Source organism: Pseudomonas hefeiensis (assembly GCF_030687835.1).
Lineage (GTDB): Bacteria > Pseudomonadota > Gammaproteobacteria > Pseudomonadales > Pseudomonadaceae > Aquipseudomonas > Aquipseudomonas hefeiensis.
The window spans coordinates 4,463,036-4,479,998 of record NZ_CP117449.1 but is presented as its reverse complement, the minus strand read 5'-3'; the positions used below and the strand labels follow the sequence as shown (position 1 = coordinate 4,479,998).

Here is a 16,963-nt window from a genome sequence, read left to right as displayed (position 1 = left end):
AGCTGTCCTAAATGATTGAAAGACTTTTCTGAAAATGACCGTGGAAAAAAAATAGGGCGCCGGTACCCCGTGAACGTTGAGTCGCGCTGCGCACTGCTTGCCGAGGCTTCAGTGTAGAAGGCCTGTTCAAGTTGGCGAAACGGATATGTTGCTGAATCAAACAGCGTGCGAGGCGAGGCCCTCGCACGCCATTGGGATTACTGGCGGTAGGATTTGAGGAAATTGCCGATGCGGCCAATGGCCTGGTCCAGGTCGTCGACCCGAGGCAGGGTCACGACGCGGAAGTGATCCGGCCACGGCCAGTTGAACGCCGTGCCCTGGACCACCAGCAGCTTTTCCGACAGCAACAGGTCGAGTACGAATTTTTCATCGTTGTGGATCGGGCAGACCTTTGGGTCGATCCGGGGGAAGGCGTACAACGCACCCATCGGCTTGACGCAGCTGACGCCAGGAATGTCGTTGAGCAGTTCCCAGGTGCGGTTGCGCTGCTCCAGCAACCGGCCCTGTGGCAGGATCAGGTCATTGATGCTCTGGTAGCCGCCCAGCGCTGTCTGGATCGCGTGCTGGCTCGGTACGTTGGCACACAGGCGCATGTTGGCCAGCATGTCGATGCCTTCGATGTAGCTCTGGGCGTGATGTTTGGGGCCGGAGATGGCGATCCAGCCGGAGCGGAAACCTGCCACCCGGTAGGATTTGGACAAGCCGTTGAAGGTCAGGCACAGCAGGTCTGGAGCCAGGGACGCGGTGCAGATGTGCACGGCATCGTCGTACAGGATCTTGTCGATCTCGTCGGAAAACCACCACCAGGTTGTGCTGGCGAGCCAGTTCCAGCATGCCCAGCAAGACTTCCCTGGAGTACACCGCGCCAGTCGGGTTGTTCGGGTTGATGATCACCAGTGCCTTGGTGTTCGGGGTGATCTTGGCCTTGATGTCCGCCAGGTCGGGGAACCAGTTGGCCTGTTCATCGCACAGATAATGCACCGGATTGCCGCCTGACAGGCTCACGGCGGCGGTCCACAATGGGTAGTCCGGGGCCGGCACCAGCACTTCGTCGCCGTTGTTGAGCAAGGCTTGCATCGACATTACGATCAGTTCGGACACGCCGTTACCCAGGTAGATGTCTTCGATACCGACACCTTCGACCTGTTTTTGCTGGTAATACTGCATCACGGCCTTGCGGGCGCTGAACAGGCCTTTGGAGTCGCTGTAGCCCTGGGCGGTCGGCAGGTTGCGGATGACGTCCTGGAGGATTTCATCGGGCGCTTCGAAACCAAAGGGTGCCGGGTTGCCGATGTTCAGCTTGAGGATGCGATGGCCTTCCTCTTCCAGGCGCTTGGCGTGCTTGAGCACTGGGCCGCGAATGTCGTAGCAGACGTTGGCGAGCTTGTTCGATTTGCTGACCTGCATGGCGATGTGTTCCCGAAAATGAACGATCCAGGCGGCGAGTGAACTACCGTACTGGGGATCCTGCGTCTGTGCTCAGGCTTGACGCGGTACATGCGTGACAATCCGTTTGAATGCGCATGACGTGGCTGCCAGACTGGCGCCTGACGAGGCGCAATCATACGTGCCGCCCGATCTGTGGAAAAGCGTCGGATCGGGCTTTTTCAATTGCCGAGGTAGGACGATGGAAAAGTTGCAGAAAACCCTTGAAGAATGGCGCGCCATGCTCGACCCGGAGCAGTACAACGTCTGTCGGCTGAAGGGCACCGAACGGCCATTTTCCGGTAAGTACAACGACACCAAGACTGACGGCGTGTACCACTGCATCTGCTGCAACGAGCCACTGTTCGATTCGCAGACCAAGTTCGATTCCGGCTGCGGTTGGCCAAGTTTCTACGCGCCGATCGAAGGCAGCGCGGTCGTGGAAGTGCGCGATGTCAGCCACGGCATGATCCGTACCGAAGTGGTCTGCGCCAAGTGTGACGCGCACCTGGGCCACGTCTTTCCCGACGGCCCGCCACCCACGGGGCTGCGTTACTGCATCAACTCGGTGTGCCTGGATATGGTGGCCCGAGGGTAACTCTGTGGGAGCAAAGCTTGCTCGCGAAACAGGCACCTCGATCTCTGAAAGACCGTGTCGCCTTCATCGCGGGCAAGCCTTGCTCCCACAGTCTGAGATGCGGGTATTTTTGATAATTAAATTGCATGCAATTTAATCGCTCGCTATCTTCAGTGTCTTCTTCTTCCCATCTGGAGCCTTGCCATGAGCGACAACCTGCTGAGCATCCCATGCACCACCATCAAGGGTGAGCAAAAGACCCTCGCCGATTTCGCCGGCAAGGCTGTGTTGGTGGTCAACACCGCCAGTCAGTGCGGCTTCACCCCGCAGTACAAGGGGCTTGAGGCGCTCTGGCAAACCTATAAGGACCAGGGCCTGGTGGTGGTGGGCTTTCCCTGCAACCAGTTTGGCAAGCAGGAGCCGGGCAACGAGGGGGCGATTTCCGAGTTCTGCGAGCTGAACTTCGGTGTGAGTTTTCCACTGTTCAAGAAAATCGAGGTCAACGGTGCCAATGCCCATCCGCTGTTTGTCCAGCTCAAGCAGCGGGCGCCCGGTGTACTGGGGTCCAAAGGCATTAAGTGGAATTTCACCAAGTTCCTGATCGGCAAGGACGGTCAGGTGGTCAAGCGTTTTGCACCGACCACCAAGCCCCAGGACCTGACTGGTGAGATCGAAGCCTTGCTCAAATGAATGATTTGTCAGTCGATGCGCTGAAGCTCGACAGCCAACTGTGCTTCAAGCTGTACGCCGCGTCGCGGGCGGTCATCCGCGGCTACAAGCCGATGCTTGATCAGCTCGGCCTGACCTATCCGCAATACCTGGCGATGCTGGTGCTGTGGGAGTGGCAGGAAAAAGCCCCGGAACAACCCACGGTCAAGGCCTTGGGCGAGCGACTGCTGCTGGATTCGGGCACGCTGACGCCGTTGCTCAAGCGCCTGGAACAACTGAGCCTGGTCCAGCGCCAGCGTTCGGCCCGCGATGAGCGGGAGGTGCATCTGAGCCTTACACAAACAGGCTGGAACTTGCGTGAACAGGTCGGGCCGCTCAAGGCCCGTCTGTTATGCGACAGCGGGCTTGATCTGGACCGCCTGGGGGAGTTGCGAGACGGTCTCGATCATTTGTTGGGGCAGATCAAAGCGCTGACGTAGTCGGCACCCATTGGTCCAGCAACGCTGCCAGTTCTTCGCGGCGGAACGGCTTGGACAGGTAATCGTTCATGCCGGCCGCCCTGCATCGCTCACGCTCCTCGGGCATGGCGTTGGCCGTCAGGGCGACAATCGGCAGATCCGGCCAGCGACCGCTGCGACGGATCTGGCGACTGGCTTCGTAACCGTCCATGACCGGCATGTTGCAATCCATCAGGACCAAATTGAAATCCCTCTGTTCGAGCAGGTCCAGGGCTTCGGCGCCATGGGCCGCGACGATGACTTCGCAGCCCAGCTTCACCAGCATGCCCTTGGCCACCAGTTGATTGACCGGGTTGTCTTCCACCAGCAAGACGCGCCCGCGTTTGGAAGGCGCCAGGGTTTCGATTTGAGCGTCATTGATGGTGGTGGCGTCGCTCTGCAAGGCGCGACGCAGGATCTGATAAAGGGCATGGCGCGCCAGGGGGCGGGCCTGTTGTAACAAGGGGGCGAGGGCGGCGGCTTCTTCACTGGGCAGAAAACTGCCATACGCGGTGACCAGCAGGATGGGCGCGTCGAACGTGGGACGCATATTGAACAGGCATTCCGGGCAGTCGGTAATCAGGACATCAGGCTTGAGGCCCAGCAATCCGTCATCCACCGAACGTCTTTCGTAGTCCAGCCCCCAGCCGGGCAATAGCATGTTCAGCAACTCTGCCAGGCCGCTGCTGCGGTCGGTGATGGCCACGACATTGCCGCGCAAGGGCTCGACAGGCGTCGCGGCGGTATGGCGGGGCAGGGGCAGGTCAGCGCAGAACTGGCTGCCGAAACCGGCTTCGGAGGTGATCGTCAACTGGCCTTGCATGGCTTCGCAGAGGTTGTAGGTCAGCGCCAGGCCCAGCCCGGTGCCACCGAACTGGCGGGTAATGCCAACACCGGCCTGGGTGAACGGCTGGAGAATTCGTGCCTGGGCTTCCTGGGGGATGCCGATGCCGGTGTCACAGATCGCGATTCGCACACCGTCTTGGCGTGGGCTCAGGCGTACATCGACCCGGCCGAAGCGCGTGAATTTCAGCGCATTGGACAACAGGTTGCTGACGATCTGGCGCACCCGGGTCGGGTCACCCAGTACCTGCGCCGGGAACGCCGGATCGATCAGGCAGGCCAGCTCGACACTGGGGGCGGCGTTCTGGGAAAGCAGGTTGGCGGTGTCTTCGACCAGGGAGCCTAGGTCGAACGGGATGTGTTCGAGTTCCAGTTGACCGGCGTCGAATTTCGACAGATCGAGGATGTCGTTGAGCAGTTCAACCAGAACCTTGCCTGAGTCATGGGCGATCGATAGCTGTTGCTGTTGTTCGGCCGTCAGGGGGCCATCCAGTGACAGCGCGATCATTCCCAACAGACCATTGAGCGGCGTACGGATTTCATGGCTCATGTTGGCCAGAAAGACAGAGCGCGCTTCTGCCATGTCCAGGGCCGTGCGCCGGGCCACTTCCAACTCCTCGTTGGACTGGCTGAGGCGGGCATTGATGGCTTTGAGTTCGGCGGTACGGGCCGAGACAATGTTTTCCAACTGCGCCAGATAATCGGTGAGGCGATTTTCCGCCGTGCGCCGCTGCTGAATCTCGGTGGCGATATTGTCGAACTGCTGGTTGGCCACCGAGACCAGTACGCCGATCTCGTCGTGCTGGTGGCCGGAGGGGCATTCCAGGCGACTCTGCTCGCCGCTACTGGGATCGCGGCTGCTCAGTTCGCGGATGACCCGCACCAGGGGCTTGGTCAGCATCACATAAAACAACGCCAGCAGCAGACCGGTCAGGATCAGGCTGCGGGCAAAACCGTTGAGCAGCGTCACTTCGGCCCGGCGCAGGAAGCGGCTGCCGAATGCATAGGTGTCGACGTCCAGTCGCAGCACCCCCAAAGACTCTGCGGGCAAATGGTCCAGGTAGAGGCGGTCTTCGAACTGACGCCGCGCGCCGAACAGAAAGTCGCTGATAAAACGGTTACTGCTTTGGAGTTCGGGGCGTTTGACGCTGGCCAGCACCGTATTGTTGTTGTCGATCACCTCGGCGCCGATGATGGCCGGTGAGCGCAACAGGCCCAGGGCCAGCTCCTGGGCGAGTTCGGCATCAATGTTATAGGCGATGCGCGAAGCCGGATTGTGGCTGATTTCCAGCAACGACAGGATTTCACGGTTGATAGACGCGTCTTCGCTGGCATAATCGATGCCGATCTGCATCAGGCTGAGCAGAGTGCCCAGCGCGAAACCCACCAGAACGGTCAGCCGGGCCTGCTTGTAGGACAGCCGTTGGGTGAATCTGATGTCCATGGAATGATGAACCACTACGTTTCCCTTCGCCGCTCAAGCATAGCTGATCATCTCTGAATACCGGTGCAACCGGTATATGTTGTGGGGGATAGACCCGCCATTGGGTACGGCGTTTCGTTGCTGTAACTCCATCATCACTGTGAACCTGTCCGAGGAGAAGACGTGGACTCTCGATTGAATGCTTTTCTTGAGCGCGCCGATGCGGTGCTGGCCCGTATAGAGCCTTTGTTGCCTGCTCCCCGGCCCACTATCGACTGGACCAGGACCCTGGCGGCCCGCTGGCAGCGCGACGGGCGCAGTGGCTACCTGCTGCCGCTTGAAGTCAGCCTCGACATGCGCCTGTCGGACCTGATTGGCGTGGATCGTCAGGTAGAACAGCTGGGACGCAACACCCGGCAGTTCATCGATGGCATGCCGGCCAACCATGCGTTGCTGTGGGGCTCGCGTGGCACTGGCAAGTCGTCTCTGGTGCGCGCGTTGCTGGCCGAACATGCCCAGCATGGCCTGCGGTTGATCGAGATCGAGCGCGATCACCTGGCCGATCTGCCGCGGGTGGTCGAACAAATCGCAAAGCTGGCGCAGCGCTTCGTACTGTTTTGCGATGACCTGTCGTTCGAATCCGGGGAGGGCGATTACCGCGTTCTTAAAAGCGTGCTGGATGGATCGCTCGAGCAGGCGCCGGACAACGTGTTGTTGTACGCCACCTCCAACCGTCGCCACCTGGTGCCGGAAAAGGAAAGCGACAATGAGAACTGGAAGCGCGTCGACGGCGAGTTGCACCCCAGCGAAGCCGTGGAGGACAAGATCGCGTTGTCTGACCGTTTCGGGTTGTGGCTGTCGTTTTATCCGTTTACCCAGGAGCATTTCCTCGACGTGGTGGAACACTGGATCGGCGAGCTGGCGGCCAAGGCCGGGCTGGCCTGGCAGCGCGATGAGGCGCTGGATGTGCAGGCGGTGCGTTGGGCCACTGGACGCGGCAACCGCAACGGACGGTGCGCCTATCAGTTTGCCCGGTATTGGGTGGGCCTCAAACTTCTGGAGAATAAGGCATGATCGATTTGAAAGGCACAGGCGAAGGTCTCGACGGCTACGGCTTGTTAGCGGCACAGCTTGAGTCCTTGTTGGCCGATGAGCGGGATTTCATCGCCAATGCAGCGCAGTTTTCGGCTTTCCTGTTCAGTCAGATGGACGACTTGAACTGGGCCGGCTTCTACCTCAATCGCAACGAAGAACTGGTGCTGGGCCCATTCCAGGGGCAGATCGCCTGTGTGCGGATTCCCTTTGGCCGTGGCGTGTGCGGTACGGCGGCGGCGACCCGCCAGACCCAGCGCGTCGAAGATGTCCATGCCTTCGCCGGTCATATCGCCTGCGACAGCGCGTCGAACAGCGAACTGGTGGTGCCGCTGGTCAAGGGCGGGCGCCTGATTGGCGTGCTCGATCTGGACAGTCCGAAACTGGCGCGTTTTACCGAGCATGACCGGGCCGGTATCGAGCAACTGGCCGATATCTTCCTGCGCCTGACAGACTGCTGATCCGCTTGCCGTAGGCGCTGGCGAAGGCTCGGGCCGCGTTCGGACGATCTTTTGATCTTTCGCTTGAGATTCAAGCGTCGGGAGAAAGATCGCAGCCTCGCTTCGCTCTGCAGTGCCTACAGGGACAGCTTTCATGCCTGCAACCCCGCTTTGGCCAGCAGGCTGTCCGGGTCGACTTCATCGATCTGACGCGGGTCGAGAAACTGGCTGGCGTAGCTCAGGTAAATCTTTTCATCGATGAACAGCCCGAACAGCTCTGGATCGATGTGGGCGTCACGGCACATGGTGGCCATGATGCCCAGGGCTTCACTGAGTTTCTTGGCTTTCTTGTAAGGTCGGTCGGCCGCCGTCAGCGCTTCGAAAATGTCCGCAATCGCCATCATGCGTGCAGGCAGACTCATTTCCTCGCGTTTGAGCCGCTTGGGATATCCCGTACCGTCCATTTTCTCGTGGTGCCCCCCGGCGATCTCCGCCACGTTGTCCAAATGGCTGGGGAAGGGCAACTGGCTGAGCATCAGGATTGTTTGCACCATGTGATGATTGATGACATAGCGCTCCTCTCGCGTCAGCGTGCCCCGGGTGATGCTGAGGTTGTAGAGCTCGCCGCGATTGTATTTCCAGGGCGGCACATCGAGCTGGAAACCCCATGGGTTGTCCGTCGGGATCAGTTCGGCTTCATGCCTCTGCACCAAGTGCTCGGGCTTGTCCGTCAGCAACTGTTCAGTGACTGGAAGCGTTGGCTTGGGCGTGCGTGCCTGGCGGCGGTTCTCTTCCCAGGAAACCCCCAGGCGATCATCCAGAGTCCGGGTCCACGGACGTTGAGCGATACGTTGCAAGCGTTGCAGGTCGGCGTCGGCCATGGCCTCGGAGCCCAGGTTGCAGTGGGCGACAAAGGCAAAGTCGTCATCGAGGCTGGCCAGTATCGCGTCGCGCTGCGGGGCCAGGGATGACGACTCGCCGCCCGCTGCCAGGGCCTTCCAGTAATCGACCCAGGCGTCGCGCTTGAGCACCTCGAAGCGAGTACGGATCTCGTGGATCCGGTCGTTCAGGGTTTCCAGTTTGGTGGCTTTGTCCACCACGTATTCGGGTGTGGTGACCTTGCCGCAATCGTGCAGCCAGGAGGCGATGTGCAGTGCTTCCCACTCATCTTCCGTGGGTCGGTAGGCCTGGAACGCTGGCGCCTGGCTGGCAGCGGCGGCCTGGGCGAGCATCAGCGTCAAGGCTGGGACCCGCTGGCAATGACCGCCCGTGTAGGGGCTCTTGGCATCGATCGCTCCGGCCAGCAGTTGGATGAACGAATCGAGCAATTGTTTTTGCCGGGCTTGTAGGCGCTGGCCCTCAATGCTAACGGTGGCGGCGCCGGACACAGCCTGCAGGAAGGCGATGCGGTCCGGCTGCAGCTTTTCCAGGTCGGCATCGGTGCCACTGTCGGTCATCAGCAGCACCAGGACCCCGACGGTTTCCTGGTGACGATTACGTAGGCGGATACCGATCAGGTGGACCCGTGGAGCGTCCAGTGCCAGCAAGACACTCTTGAGGTCGGCGGCTTGTTCGAAGCCCAGTGAGGTGACGAGATTGTCCGAAGCGTTCAGTTGCTGCAGCCAAGGCGGGCTGTTGTCTGCCTTGAGCGCATAACCTTGCAACTCGAAGGCTGCAAGGTCCCGAGGCGTTCCATCGATGACCAACCCGTATGGCCTGACCCGATCATCATCGTTCTCGCGCAGGTAAATCAGGCCAGCCTGGGCCTGGCCGATTTTCACCGTCTCGAACAACACCCGCTCCAGCAACGGGGCAAAGCGGGTTTCGGCGCGCAGGCTGGCGGTGATTTCGAAGAAGCTCGCCAGGGTCTCCTTCATCCGCGCCATCGAGACGCTCAACTGATCGACCTCCAGCACGGGGGAGCGACGGGACACCGGGTAGTTGAAATCAAAGCTGCGAATGGCATCGGCCTCCTGCACCAGTGCGCGCAGGGGCTTGACCAGAATCCTGGAGGTCAACCAGCCCAGGGGCAGGCACAGCAGCAGGGTGGCGAGGGTGATCAGCGCGCCTTGCCAGCGCATGCGGTAGGCATCGGCCAGCAACTCATCTTCAGGGACCAGCAACGCCAGTTCCAGGCCTTGCGGTCCGCCTTCCTGCATGTGGCTGCGCGAAACGATCCATTGGCGTCCGCCAACTTCCAGGCGTGGGGTGTCAGTGTCGTCGTCGAGTGCGGCGGCGATGGCCGGGCTGAGGTCGCGTGCCTTGATCAGGCGTGCCGACTGAGTGTCGGTGATCAGTCGTTGACTGTCGGGGTAGGCGACCGTATTGCCTTGGGGGTCGAGCAGCACGATTTCGGTGCCGGCGGTCACCCTGTGCTTGGCCAGGGTCTGGGACAGGGACGCCAGGGTCAGGTCGGCAGCGATGACTGCTTGTTCACCGCTGCGCCGGGCGAGGGTAGTGCCCAGGTTTTGGGTGGAGAAGAAGACGTAGGGTTCGGTGGTAATTTGCTCGGCGCTGCCCAGTGCGCTGCGAAACCAGCCTCGGTTGCGTGGATCATAGGATTCGTCGGCAATGTCCTGATGATCAATGAGCGCCAGGGTCTGGTCGTAGAACAGCGACTGGGCGTGAACCTGGCCGGCGGTCTCTGTCCGGTCCACGGTCCAGACCTGGTAGGCGGCGTTGGCCGGCGCTTTCAGCGCGTTTTTCAGGGCTTCGGTGCGTAAGGGACGGACCATCAGGAAGTCGCCATTGCTGTCGGCCAGGTACAACGACGCCAGGTTCGGGTTGTCCCGCAGCGCCTGGCTGAAGGGGGCGAGCAGGGCCAGGCGCTGAGCTATCCGGGGTTCGCGTGTCGCCGGGTAATCGGCCAGCAGGCCCAGCAGGTGGCGAATGGGTTCATAGGTGTCATATAAGTCCAGGCGCACGTCCTGCTCAATGCGGTTGAACAGTTTCTCACTGCTGGACAGGATGATTTGCGTGGTTTGGCGGTAGTTGAAAATCCCTAGCACCACACCGGTCAGCAGCAAGAGCAACGTAAACATCACGCTGATGTGTACGTGCAAGGGAAACCGGCGTTGTTGCGGACGCGGTGCGCTGGGCATTGCAGTCACTCCAAGTGTTAGGGGCGTTCCCAACTGATTTCCTGCCGCGCCGGGGGATACCAACTGAGAACGCCCCCTGGTGCGCACTGCTGAGCGAACAGCATAGTAAACACTGGATTATTTTGCCTTGGCGATCTCGGTTTCCAGGGCCCGCTCCAGGTCAATCAGGGCGTGATCGAGGGCCTTGGTATATTCGCCAATGGGTTCAGGCCCCTGAGCCTTATGACAGGCGTGTTCCAGCGCTTCGCATCGCTGAATCAGCGAGGTCGCCTGCACAATTCGGGCGACGCCTTTTATTTTGTGCGCCGTTTCGGTCAGTGCCTGCCGGTTCCCACCGCGGGCGACGTCGAGCAATTCCTGACGGTCCGAACGATTGCTGTTGAGCAGTTCTTCCAACAGGCGCCGGATGGACAAGGGGTTGCCACCGGTCAATGCCTGCAGGCTCTGCACATTGAAAACCCCTGGCCGGCCGGCGGATCTCACCGTTTTCATCCATTGGCTCAGGGCGCTCAGGCTGATGGGTTTGAACAGGCAGTCGTCCATTCCGGCCTCCTGGCAGCGTGGTTTTTCCTCCGGTTGCGCATTGGCGGTAAACCCTAGGATGGTGCAGCGCGGCAGTGCTCGTTCGCGCTCATGGCGACGAATCGATCTGGCCAGTTCGTAACCATCCATGATGGGCATGTTGCAGTCGGCAATGACCAGATCGAAATCCCCTTCACGCCAGGCCTTGAGCCCTTGCGCGCCATCATGGGCGACATGGTAGTGATGACCCAGGTATTCCAGTTGCTGCGACATCAACAACCGATTGGCCGGATGATCATCCACGACGAGAACACTCAAGGCGGCCGCGGCTGTATCAATGACAGGCTCAGGGGGCGTGCCGACTGCTGTCTTTGGCAGGGTGGTCAGTTGCAGGGAAACCTGGACCTGGGTACCAATGCCCGGCTGGCTGCTCATGTGCAGGCTGCCGCCCATCATCTGACACAGGTTGCGACTGATCACCAGGCCAAGCCCCGCACCCGTTCGCGCCATCCGGCCGGTATTGTCGACCTGGGAAAAAGGCTCGAAGAGGCGCTGCAGGTCTGCCGGACGGATGCCGATGCCGCTGTCGCTGACCTCCAGTTGCATGTGCAGGGCATCATCCCGGGCGACTCGTGACAGTTGGACTTTGATCTGTACCTGGCCCTCTTCGGTAAATTTGAGGGCATTGCTGATCAGGTTCGAGAGCACCTGTTTGAATCGCAAGGGGTCTATCAGGACGTCCGGGTTGCCTTCGACTGGGTCGAACAGCAGCGACAATTCCAGGTTCTTCTGCCGGGCTATGCCTTCGAAAACCCGTATGACCGATTGCAGCATGGCCCTGAGGTTGACCCGTTCAGGTGCCAGGCTCAGATGACCTGATTCGATACGTGCAATGTCCAGGATGTCGCCTATCAGCTCCAGCATGCCGGAAGCCGATTCGTACGCGACTTCTATTGTCGAGCGGTCCAGATGACCCTTGTCGGCATGTTTCAAGGCCAGTTCAAGCATGCCGATCACTGCGTTCATGGGGGTGCGGATTTCATGGCTCATGGTCGCCAGGAACGTGCTTTTGGCGCGGTTCGCATCATCGGCCCGCTCCTTGGCGGCTCGCAGTTCATCGAACAGCTGGCGTCGTTCGCTGATGTCGATCCAGCCGCCGATGATGCCCTGTACTTCGGCGCTGGAGTTGCGATAGGGGAGAATCCAATGGTAGATGGTCAGTTTGTTATCCCCGATATGCAACGGGCGATCCATGAGCAGTGGGGTGCCTTCGGCCATGACCCGCTGATAGTCCGCTTGGTACTCTCGCGCTTCGAAGGCATTGCTCATGGAACCGGGCATGACGTTCTTGCCGATGACCTCTTCGCGTTTGACGTTGAACGTCTGCAGATAACTGTCATTGCAGCTTTGCAAGAAACCGTTGCGATCTCTGACATAGATGGGGTGGGGGGTGCCATTGAGCAGCGAATGCATGAACTCAAGCTGGTCATTGAGGGCCAGCTCCGCCCGTTGACGTTGCCTGATCTGCCGCTGCATATAGGCATTCCATGCCAGAGACAGCAGTAACAAGAGACCGACGGCGGCGACAATCTGGAAAAACAGGCGGTTATAAGTGCGCCAAGCGTGTTCCGATGCCGAAACGTAACCCCGCCAACGGTTGTTGATCACGCCCAGTTCGTCGGGGTCGATACTGGTCAAGGCTTTGTCGAGAATGGCGTTCAGCTCTGGGGTATTTTTAGCCGTGGCCAGCGAGAACATGGCCTGCTGGGTGCCTACGGTGCTGCTGATTTGCAACGTGTCCCGCAGCGAGTGGGATGAAATGAAGTAGTTGGCCATGACCAGAGAATTCACACCGCCGTCGACCTGACCGTGGGCGAGCATTTCCACGGCATGCAGGGGGTCGACGGTTTCGATGATCCTGATGCTGGGATACTGGCTGCGCAGCCATTCAATGACCGGATTGCCTTTGGTGATTGCCAGGCTTCGGTCTCCGAACTGGTCGAGGGTTGCCGGGGTGTCAGACTGTTTACGGGTCAGCAGCACGAATGAGCTGTCGACATAGGGGCGGCTGAACTTCAATTGTTGTTGTCGTTCGCTGCTGGGCAACAGCGCAGCAATCATGTCGGCCTGACCGTTCAGCACCGCGGCAATCATTTCGCTGTCGCTCTGACTGCGCTGGATCTCCAGGCGTATGCCGGTGCGCAACCGGATCAGTTCCAGCAGGTCGGCACTGATGCCGCGAAAATCGCCATCGGAGTCGAAAAAAGTGAAGGGGGCCGCCGTTTCATTCACGACGACTCGAACCACCGGGTGCCTTGCCAGCCAGCGTTTCTCCCGGGCGGTCAGTTGTATTTTGTGTTCAGTCAGATACAAGTCGCTGCCTGCGCTCCAGCGTTTGGAGATGGCTGCTTGTTCGGCGATGGAAATCTGGTTCAGCGTGGCGTTGATAGCCTCCAGCAGCCGGGTATCGTTACTTCGGACTGCGAAACCGAATCCGTAGGACTCATGCTTGCCGAAGCTGGCCATGCGGATATTGCTCAAATACCCCTTGCTGATCATGTAGTGGGTGGAAATGGTATCGCCGAGGAAGACATCGGCCTGGCCGAAAGCCACGGCGTTTATGGCATTTTGGTAAGAAGGGTAGGTGGTGATAATCGCCTTGGGATAAAGCTTTTCAATTTCTCGCAGCGGCAGGTAGTGATAGACCATGCTTAGCCGCAGCCCCTTGAGATCTTCAGTCAGGGAACGGCTTTCATTCGTCCGGGTGACGAGAACGGGCTGGTCCACTGCATAAGGCGTCGACAGCACAATGCCGGGGGTGCGGGCTTCGAAACCGTTGGCGGTGCCGAGCATGTCGATTTTTCCATGCTTGAGCGCCCAAATGGCCTCGTCCCGGGAACCGAATCGCAAGACCCGCATTGGCAGCCCGATCGCCCTGGCGATAACACCGGCGTAATCGGCGGTCATGCCCTCGTAGTCGCGCCCGCTGGTGGAAAGATCGAAAGGCGGATAATCCGGCGCGGACGTTCCCAGGACCAATTCCTGCCGGTCCTGCAACCGGCCACGGTGGGCGTTATCGAGCAGGACTTCGATATGAGCCGCAGTCGAACGTCCCATGAGCGTGTAGGGCTCGGGCACTCCCGGCGTCGCCATGAGGACCTGCGCATATAACCCCGCGATTAACGGCAGGAGGTATTTTTTTATGCATTTGAGCATCCTGTTTTTTCTCACACCAGCGCGTTGCGCTTTGCCATTTCAATCAGCTCTACCAGGGATTTGACTTTGAGTTTCTGCATCAGCCTTTTTTTGTAAGTGCTAACGGTCTTGTTGCTTAGAAACATGCCTTTGGCTATTTCCTTGTTGGTACGGCCTTGAGCAAAAAGTTGCAGCACCATCAGCTCACGGTCATTGACACTCTTGAAAAGTTCCAACTCCATACTGCGCGGATCATCATGACGGACAGGGTTCAGCGCTTGGCTGGGGAAATAGTTGTAGCCTGACAGCACGGCTTTGATCGCGCTAACCAACTCGCTGAGGTCTTCCTGTTTACAAACGTATCCGGAGGCGCCGGATTGCATGCATCGAATGCCGAAGAGCGTTGGGGATTGGGCCGTGAGCACCAAGGTTTTAAGCGGAGTGGTCATGGCGTTGAAGCGCGAGAGGATTTCCAGCCCGTCAAGTTTGGGTATGCTGATGTCCAGGATGACCAGGTCCGGCATGCATTCGCGCACCATTTGCATCGCATCGACGCCGTTGTCAGTTTCCCCTACGACTTTATAGCCTTCATGCTCCAGGAGCATGCGCACGGCGAGGCGGATGACTGGATGGTCGTCGACAATGAAAACGGAGTTCATGAATAAAGTCCCTACGAGCTTATAAAGCGCGCACCTTAGCCCAGTTAAAGCCGAGGTCGTATGAGGCGACAGGCGTACATCTTCAATTTCAGAAGTTTCCTACAAAAAAAGAGGTGTGGTACTACGGGGTAATAAGGGGTGCGGTAGGCAGGCAGGAAGAGTTGCGTCAGTTTTATATTGCAAAGTTATGGATGGCCGGGTGTTTCTTTGGAGAAGTCATTTGTTAAAGTAAGTCGGGAGAGGTGATTTATTAGAATGTTTCCCCGTCCTTTTATGTACAACTTTCGCGACGAGCCGTTGTGAGCGAGCCTGCGCGCGATAGCAGGCTCGTTCCACTTTGATGAAGGCATGGCGTCGGCTGGCGGTGGTGGCCGACGTCAGTTGTCACTGGCGGGTACGGCCCGTCATCTCCTGGGCCATTTCGCTGGCGTAACTGTCGGTCATCCCGGCGATAAAATCGATCATTCGCAAGAACGCACCATGCAAAGAGCCGTTCGGATCGGGCGCGTTGTTGCCCAGTAGATCCAGAATGCGGCGATTCTTGAACGACGGCGTACGACCGCCATGCTGCTCCAGGGCGGCGCCGCAAAATCCGTTGAGGAGGATTTCCAACGTGGTGTAAGCGCCGATCTCGTGCAGGGTCTTGCGCTTATCCTGGAATATTTTCTTGCGCGCCATGTCCTTGGCATTCAGTACGCAGCGTTTGGCTGGGCCATGCATGTGCTCCACCAGGTCCCCTGGCAGCGTGCCGGCCAGCAACGCTTGCTGCTGCTCGACGAAAGCCCTGGCCGCGGCGTTGGTCAGGTGTTCGATGGCCTTGCCCCGCAGGATCGCCAGTTTGCGTCGTCGGGAGTCCAGCGGCCCAAGCTGACGGTAAGTGTCCGGGAGATCGTCGCCCACCAGGTCCAGAAGCAGCGACTCTACTTGCGAGTATTCCAGCAGCTCCATTTCCACGCCATCTTCCAGGTCGATCAGCGCATAGCAGATGTCATCGGCGGCTTCCATCAGGTAAACGAGTGGATGCCGTGCCCAGCGTTGGTCTTCGAGCTGAGGCAGGCCGAGTTTGTGGGCGATCTGCTCCAGCAATGGCAGTTCGCTCTGGTAGCAGCCGAACTTGTGCTTCTTGTAGCCCAGGGAGTCTGCGTGACGAGCGGTCCAGGGGTATTTCAGGTAGGTGCCGAGGGTGGCGTAAGTCAGCCGCGTACCGCCGTCGAACTGGTGGTATTCAAGCTGCGTGAGCACCCGGAACCCTTGGGCGTTGCCTTCGAAATTGAGAAAGTCATTGCGCTCGGCCTCGCTCATGGCGTCCAGCCAACCGCGACCGGCAGCCTGCTGGAACCAATAGCGTATGGCGTCTTCACCGGAATGACCAAATGGCGGGTTGCCGATGTCATGGGCCAGACAGGCCGATTGCACCACCATGCCCAAGTCGCTTGGCTCACACCAGTCAGGCAGCACGTTGCGGATGGTTTCTCCCACGCGCATGCCCAGGGAGCGCCCCACGCAACTGACTTCCAGCGAATGGGTCAGGCGTGTGTGGATGTGGTCGTTGCTGGAGACCGGATGCACTTGCGTCTTGCGTCCGAGGCGCCGGAACGCGCCGGAAAAAATGATGCGGTCATGGTCTTTATGGAACGGGCTGCGGCCCAACTCTTCCGGGCTATGCAGCGTTTTCCCGAGGCGCTCGCGAGTCAGCAGGGTGTGCCAATCCAAGGCTGGTTGCTCCGTTTGATAAGGTCGATGTCCTAGCTTCGCGGTTCGCGGGGCACCTCGCAAGGCCTATAGGCTATTGCTACGTCAGGGTTTGCGCACACTTTTGGCCAGCTTGATGAGCGGCAGCAGGGTCGTTGCCAGCCGGATCAGTCCCGTCAGGCTGCTGGTGCGGCCGCTGCGGGTCCGTTTGCCGGTGAGAAAACCGAGCAAGGACACCGCTGCCACGCCCCAAAGCGGCGCGTGCTTGATCCCGAAGCCTTCGTGCCAACTCTGGGTAAAGCCGCGCACCCGTTGCAGCGGTTGCAGCAGTTGACGGGTTTCCTGGCGGATTTCCTGTCGGTGCATTTCCATGCGCAGACGTACCAGCGCCTTGCGCATTTCCTGGCGTGTCCGGGCTTGAGGGATATCAGGCAGGCTCATGGCAACAGGCGCTCCCGGTCGTTGGCCAGTTCTTCCAAAGTGGCATGGAAGGGTGAGGACTCGTCATAGATGGCTGCCTTGAGCCGCAGGCCACAGAACAACGCCGCCAGCAGATAAAACAGGCACAGGCCGATAATTCCGGCCAGACGATAGGTATCCCACACCAGGATCAGTACCAGCGCCGACAGCCCAACCAGCAGCAGCAACGCGAAAACAAGCGCCAGCCCTGCGAATAACAGCAGGCTGACGGTGCGCGCCTTCTGTTCCTGAAGTTCAATGCCGAACAATTCGACGTGGCTGTGCAGCAACCCGAGGAACGCTGCGCCCAGGCGGCGCGCCGTAGGTTGTGTGCCCGCTTCGGACGAGCCGGATTCGTCAACGCCCATC

The 16,963-nt window shown here is 59.5% G+C and carries 12 protein-coding genes and 1 pseudogene; 5 read left to right on the top strand and 8 right to left on the bottom strand.

What is annotated here, in order from left to right:
* Positions 1-197: 197 nt before the first annotated feature.
* Positions 198-1,407, bottom strand: a pseudogene (locus PSH57_RS20050) (pyridoxal phosphate-dependent aminotransferase).
* A gap of 220 nt (positions 1,408-1,627) precedes the next feature.
* Here PSH57_RS20050 and msrB point away from each other — a divergent pair.
* The 3 genes from msrB to PSH57_RS20035 all read left to right on the top strand — a co-directional run bounded on the left by msrB (position 1,628) and on the right by PSH57_RS20035 (position 3,150).
* The gene (gene msrB / locus PSH57_RS20045; protein WP_305385064.1) at positions 1,628-2,023 is read left to right on the top strand and encodes a peptide-methionine (R)-S-oxide reductase MsrB; all 396 of its coding nucleotides are present in this window, start codon (positions 1,628-1,630) and stop codon (positions 2,021-2,023) included.
* A gap of 183 nt (positions 2,024-2,206) precedes the next feature.
* Entirely contained in the window at positions 2,207-2,692 is a 486-nt protein-coding gene (locus PSH57_RS20040; protein ID WP_305385062.1) for a glutathione peroxidase, read from the top strand.
* Positions 2,689-3,150: a MarR family winged helix-turn-helix transcriptional regulator gene (locus PSH57_RS20035; protein WP_305385061.1), complete on the top strand. Its 462-nt coding sequence runs from the start codon at positions 2,689-2,691 to the stop codon at positions 3,148-3,150. Before PSH57_RS20040 ends, PSH57_RS20035 begins: the two co-directional genes overlap by 4 nt.
* Here the strand turns inward: PSH57_RS20035 and PSH57_RS20030 are convergent.
* Positions 3,134-5,455: a hybrid sensor histidine kinase/response regulator gene (locus PSH57_RS20030; RefSeq protein WP_305385059.1), complete on the bottom strand. Its 2,322-nt coding sequence runs from the start codon at positions 5,453-5,455 to the stop codon at positions 3,134-3,136. The two genes, PSH57_RS20035 and PSH57_RS20030, sit on opposite strands and share 17 nt — an antisense overlap.
* A 162-nt stretch (positions 5,456-5,617) precedes the next feature.
* Here PSH57_RS20030 and PSH57_RS20025 point away from each other — a divergent pair, with 162 nt between their 5' ends.
* Positions 5,618-6,508: an ATP-binding protein gene (locus PSH57_RS20025; protein ID WP_305385057.1), complete on the top strand. Its 891-nt coding sequence runs from the start codon at positions 5,618-5,620 to the stop codon at positions 6,506-6,508.
* Positions 6,505-6,987, top strand: a complete 483-nt coding sequence (locus PSH57_RS20020) for a GAF domain-containing protein (protein WP_305385056.1) — start codon at positions 6,505-6,507, stop codon at positions 6,985-6,987. The genes PSH57_RS20025 and PSH57_RS20020 overlap by 4 nt, the downstream gene beginning before the upstream one ends.
* A gap of 131 nt (positions 6,988-7,118) precedes the next feature.
* On the opposite strand, the gene PSH57_RS20015 is transcribed toward PSH57_RS20020, so the two are convergent.
* From PSH57_RS20015 to PSH57_RS19990, 6 genes are all read right to left on the bottom strand, one after another.
* The gene (locus PSH57_RS20015) at positions 7,119-10,067 is read right to left on the bottom strand and encodes an HD domain-containing phosphohydrolase (protein WP_305385055.1); all 2,949 of its coding nucleotides are present in this window, start codon (positions 10,065-10,067) and stop codon (positions 7,119-7,121) included.
* Between the two features lie 117 nt (positions 10,068-10,184).
* Positions 10,185-13,742 (bottom strand): transporter substrate-binding domain-containing protein, encoded by a 3,558-nt coding sequence (locus tag PSH57_RS20010; RefSeq protein WP_422766046.1) that lies wholly within the window; start codon positions 13,740-13,742, stop codon positions 10,185-10,187.
* Between the two features lie 74 nt (positions 13,743-13,816).
* Positions 13,817-14,443, bottom strand: coding sequence for a response regulator transcription factor (locus PSH57_RS20005; RefSeq protein WP_256231392.1), 627 nt, complete (start codon positions 14,441-14,443; stop codon positions 13,817-13,819).
* 384 nt (positions 14,444-14,827) lie between these two features.
* On the bottom strand, positions 14,828-16,156 hold the full coding sequence (locus tag PSH57_RS20000) for a deoxyguanosinetriphosphate triphosphohydrolase (RefSeq protein ID WP_305385052.1): 1,329 nt from the start codon (positions 16,154-16,156) through the stop codon (positions 14,828-14,830).
* 84 nt (positions 16,157-16,240) lie between these two features.
* Positions 16,241-16,576, bottom strand: a complete 336-nt coding sequence (locus tag PSH57_RS19995; RefSeq protein WP_047226383.1) for a hypothetical protein — start codon at positions 16,574-16,576, stop codon at positions 16,241-16,243.
* On the bottom strand, positions 16,573-16,962 hold the full coding sequence (locus tag PSH57_RS19990; RefSeq protein WP_256231389.1) for a phage holin family protein: 390 nt from the start codon (positions 16,960-16,962) through the stop codon (positions 16,573-16,575). The genes PSH57_RS19995 and PSH57_RS19990 overlap by 4 nt, the downstream gene beginning before the upstream one ends.
* Position 16,963: the final 1 nt, after the last annotated feature.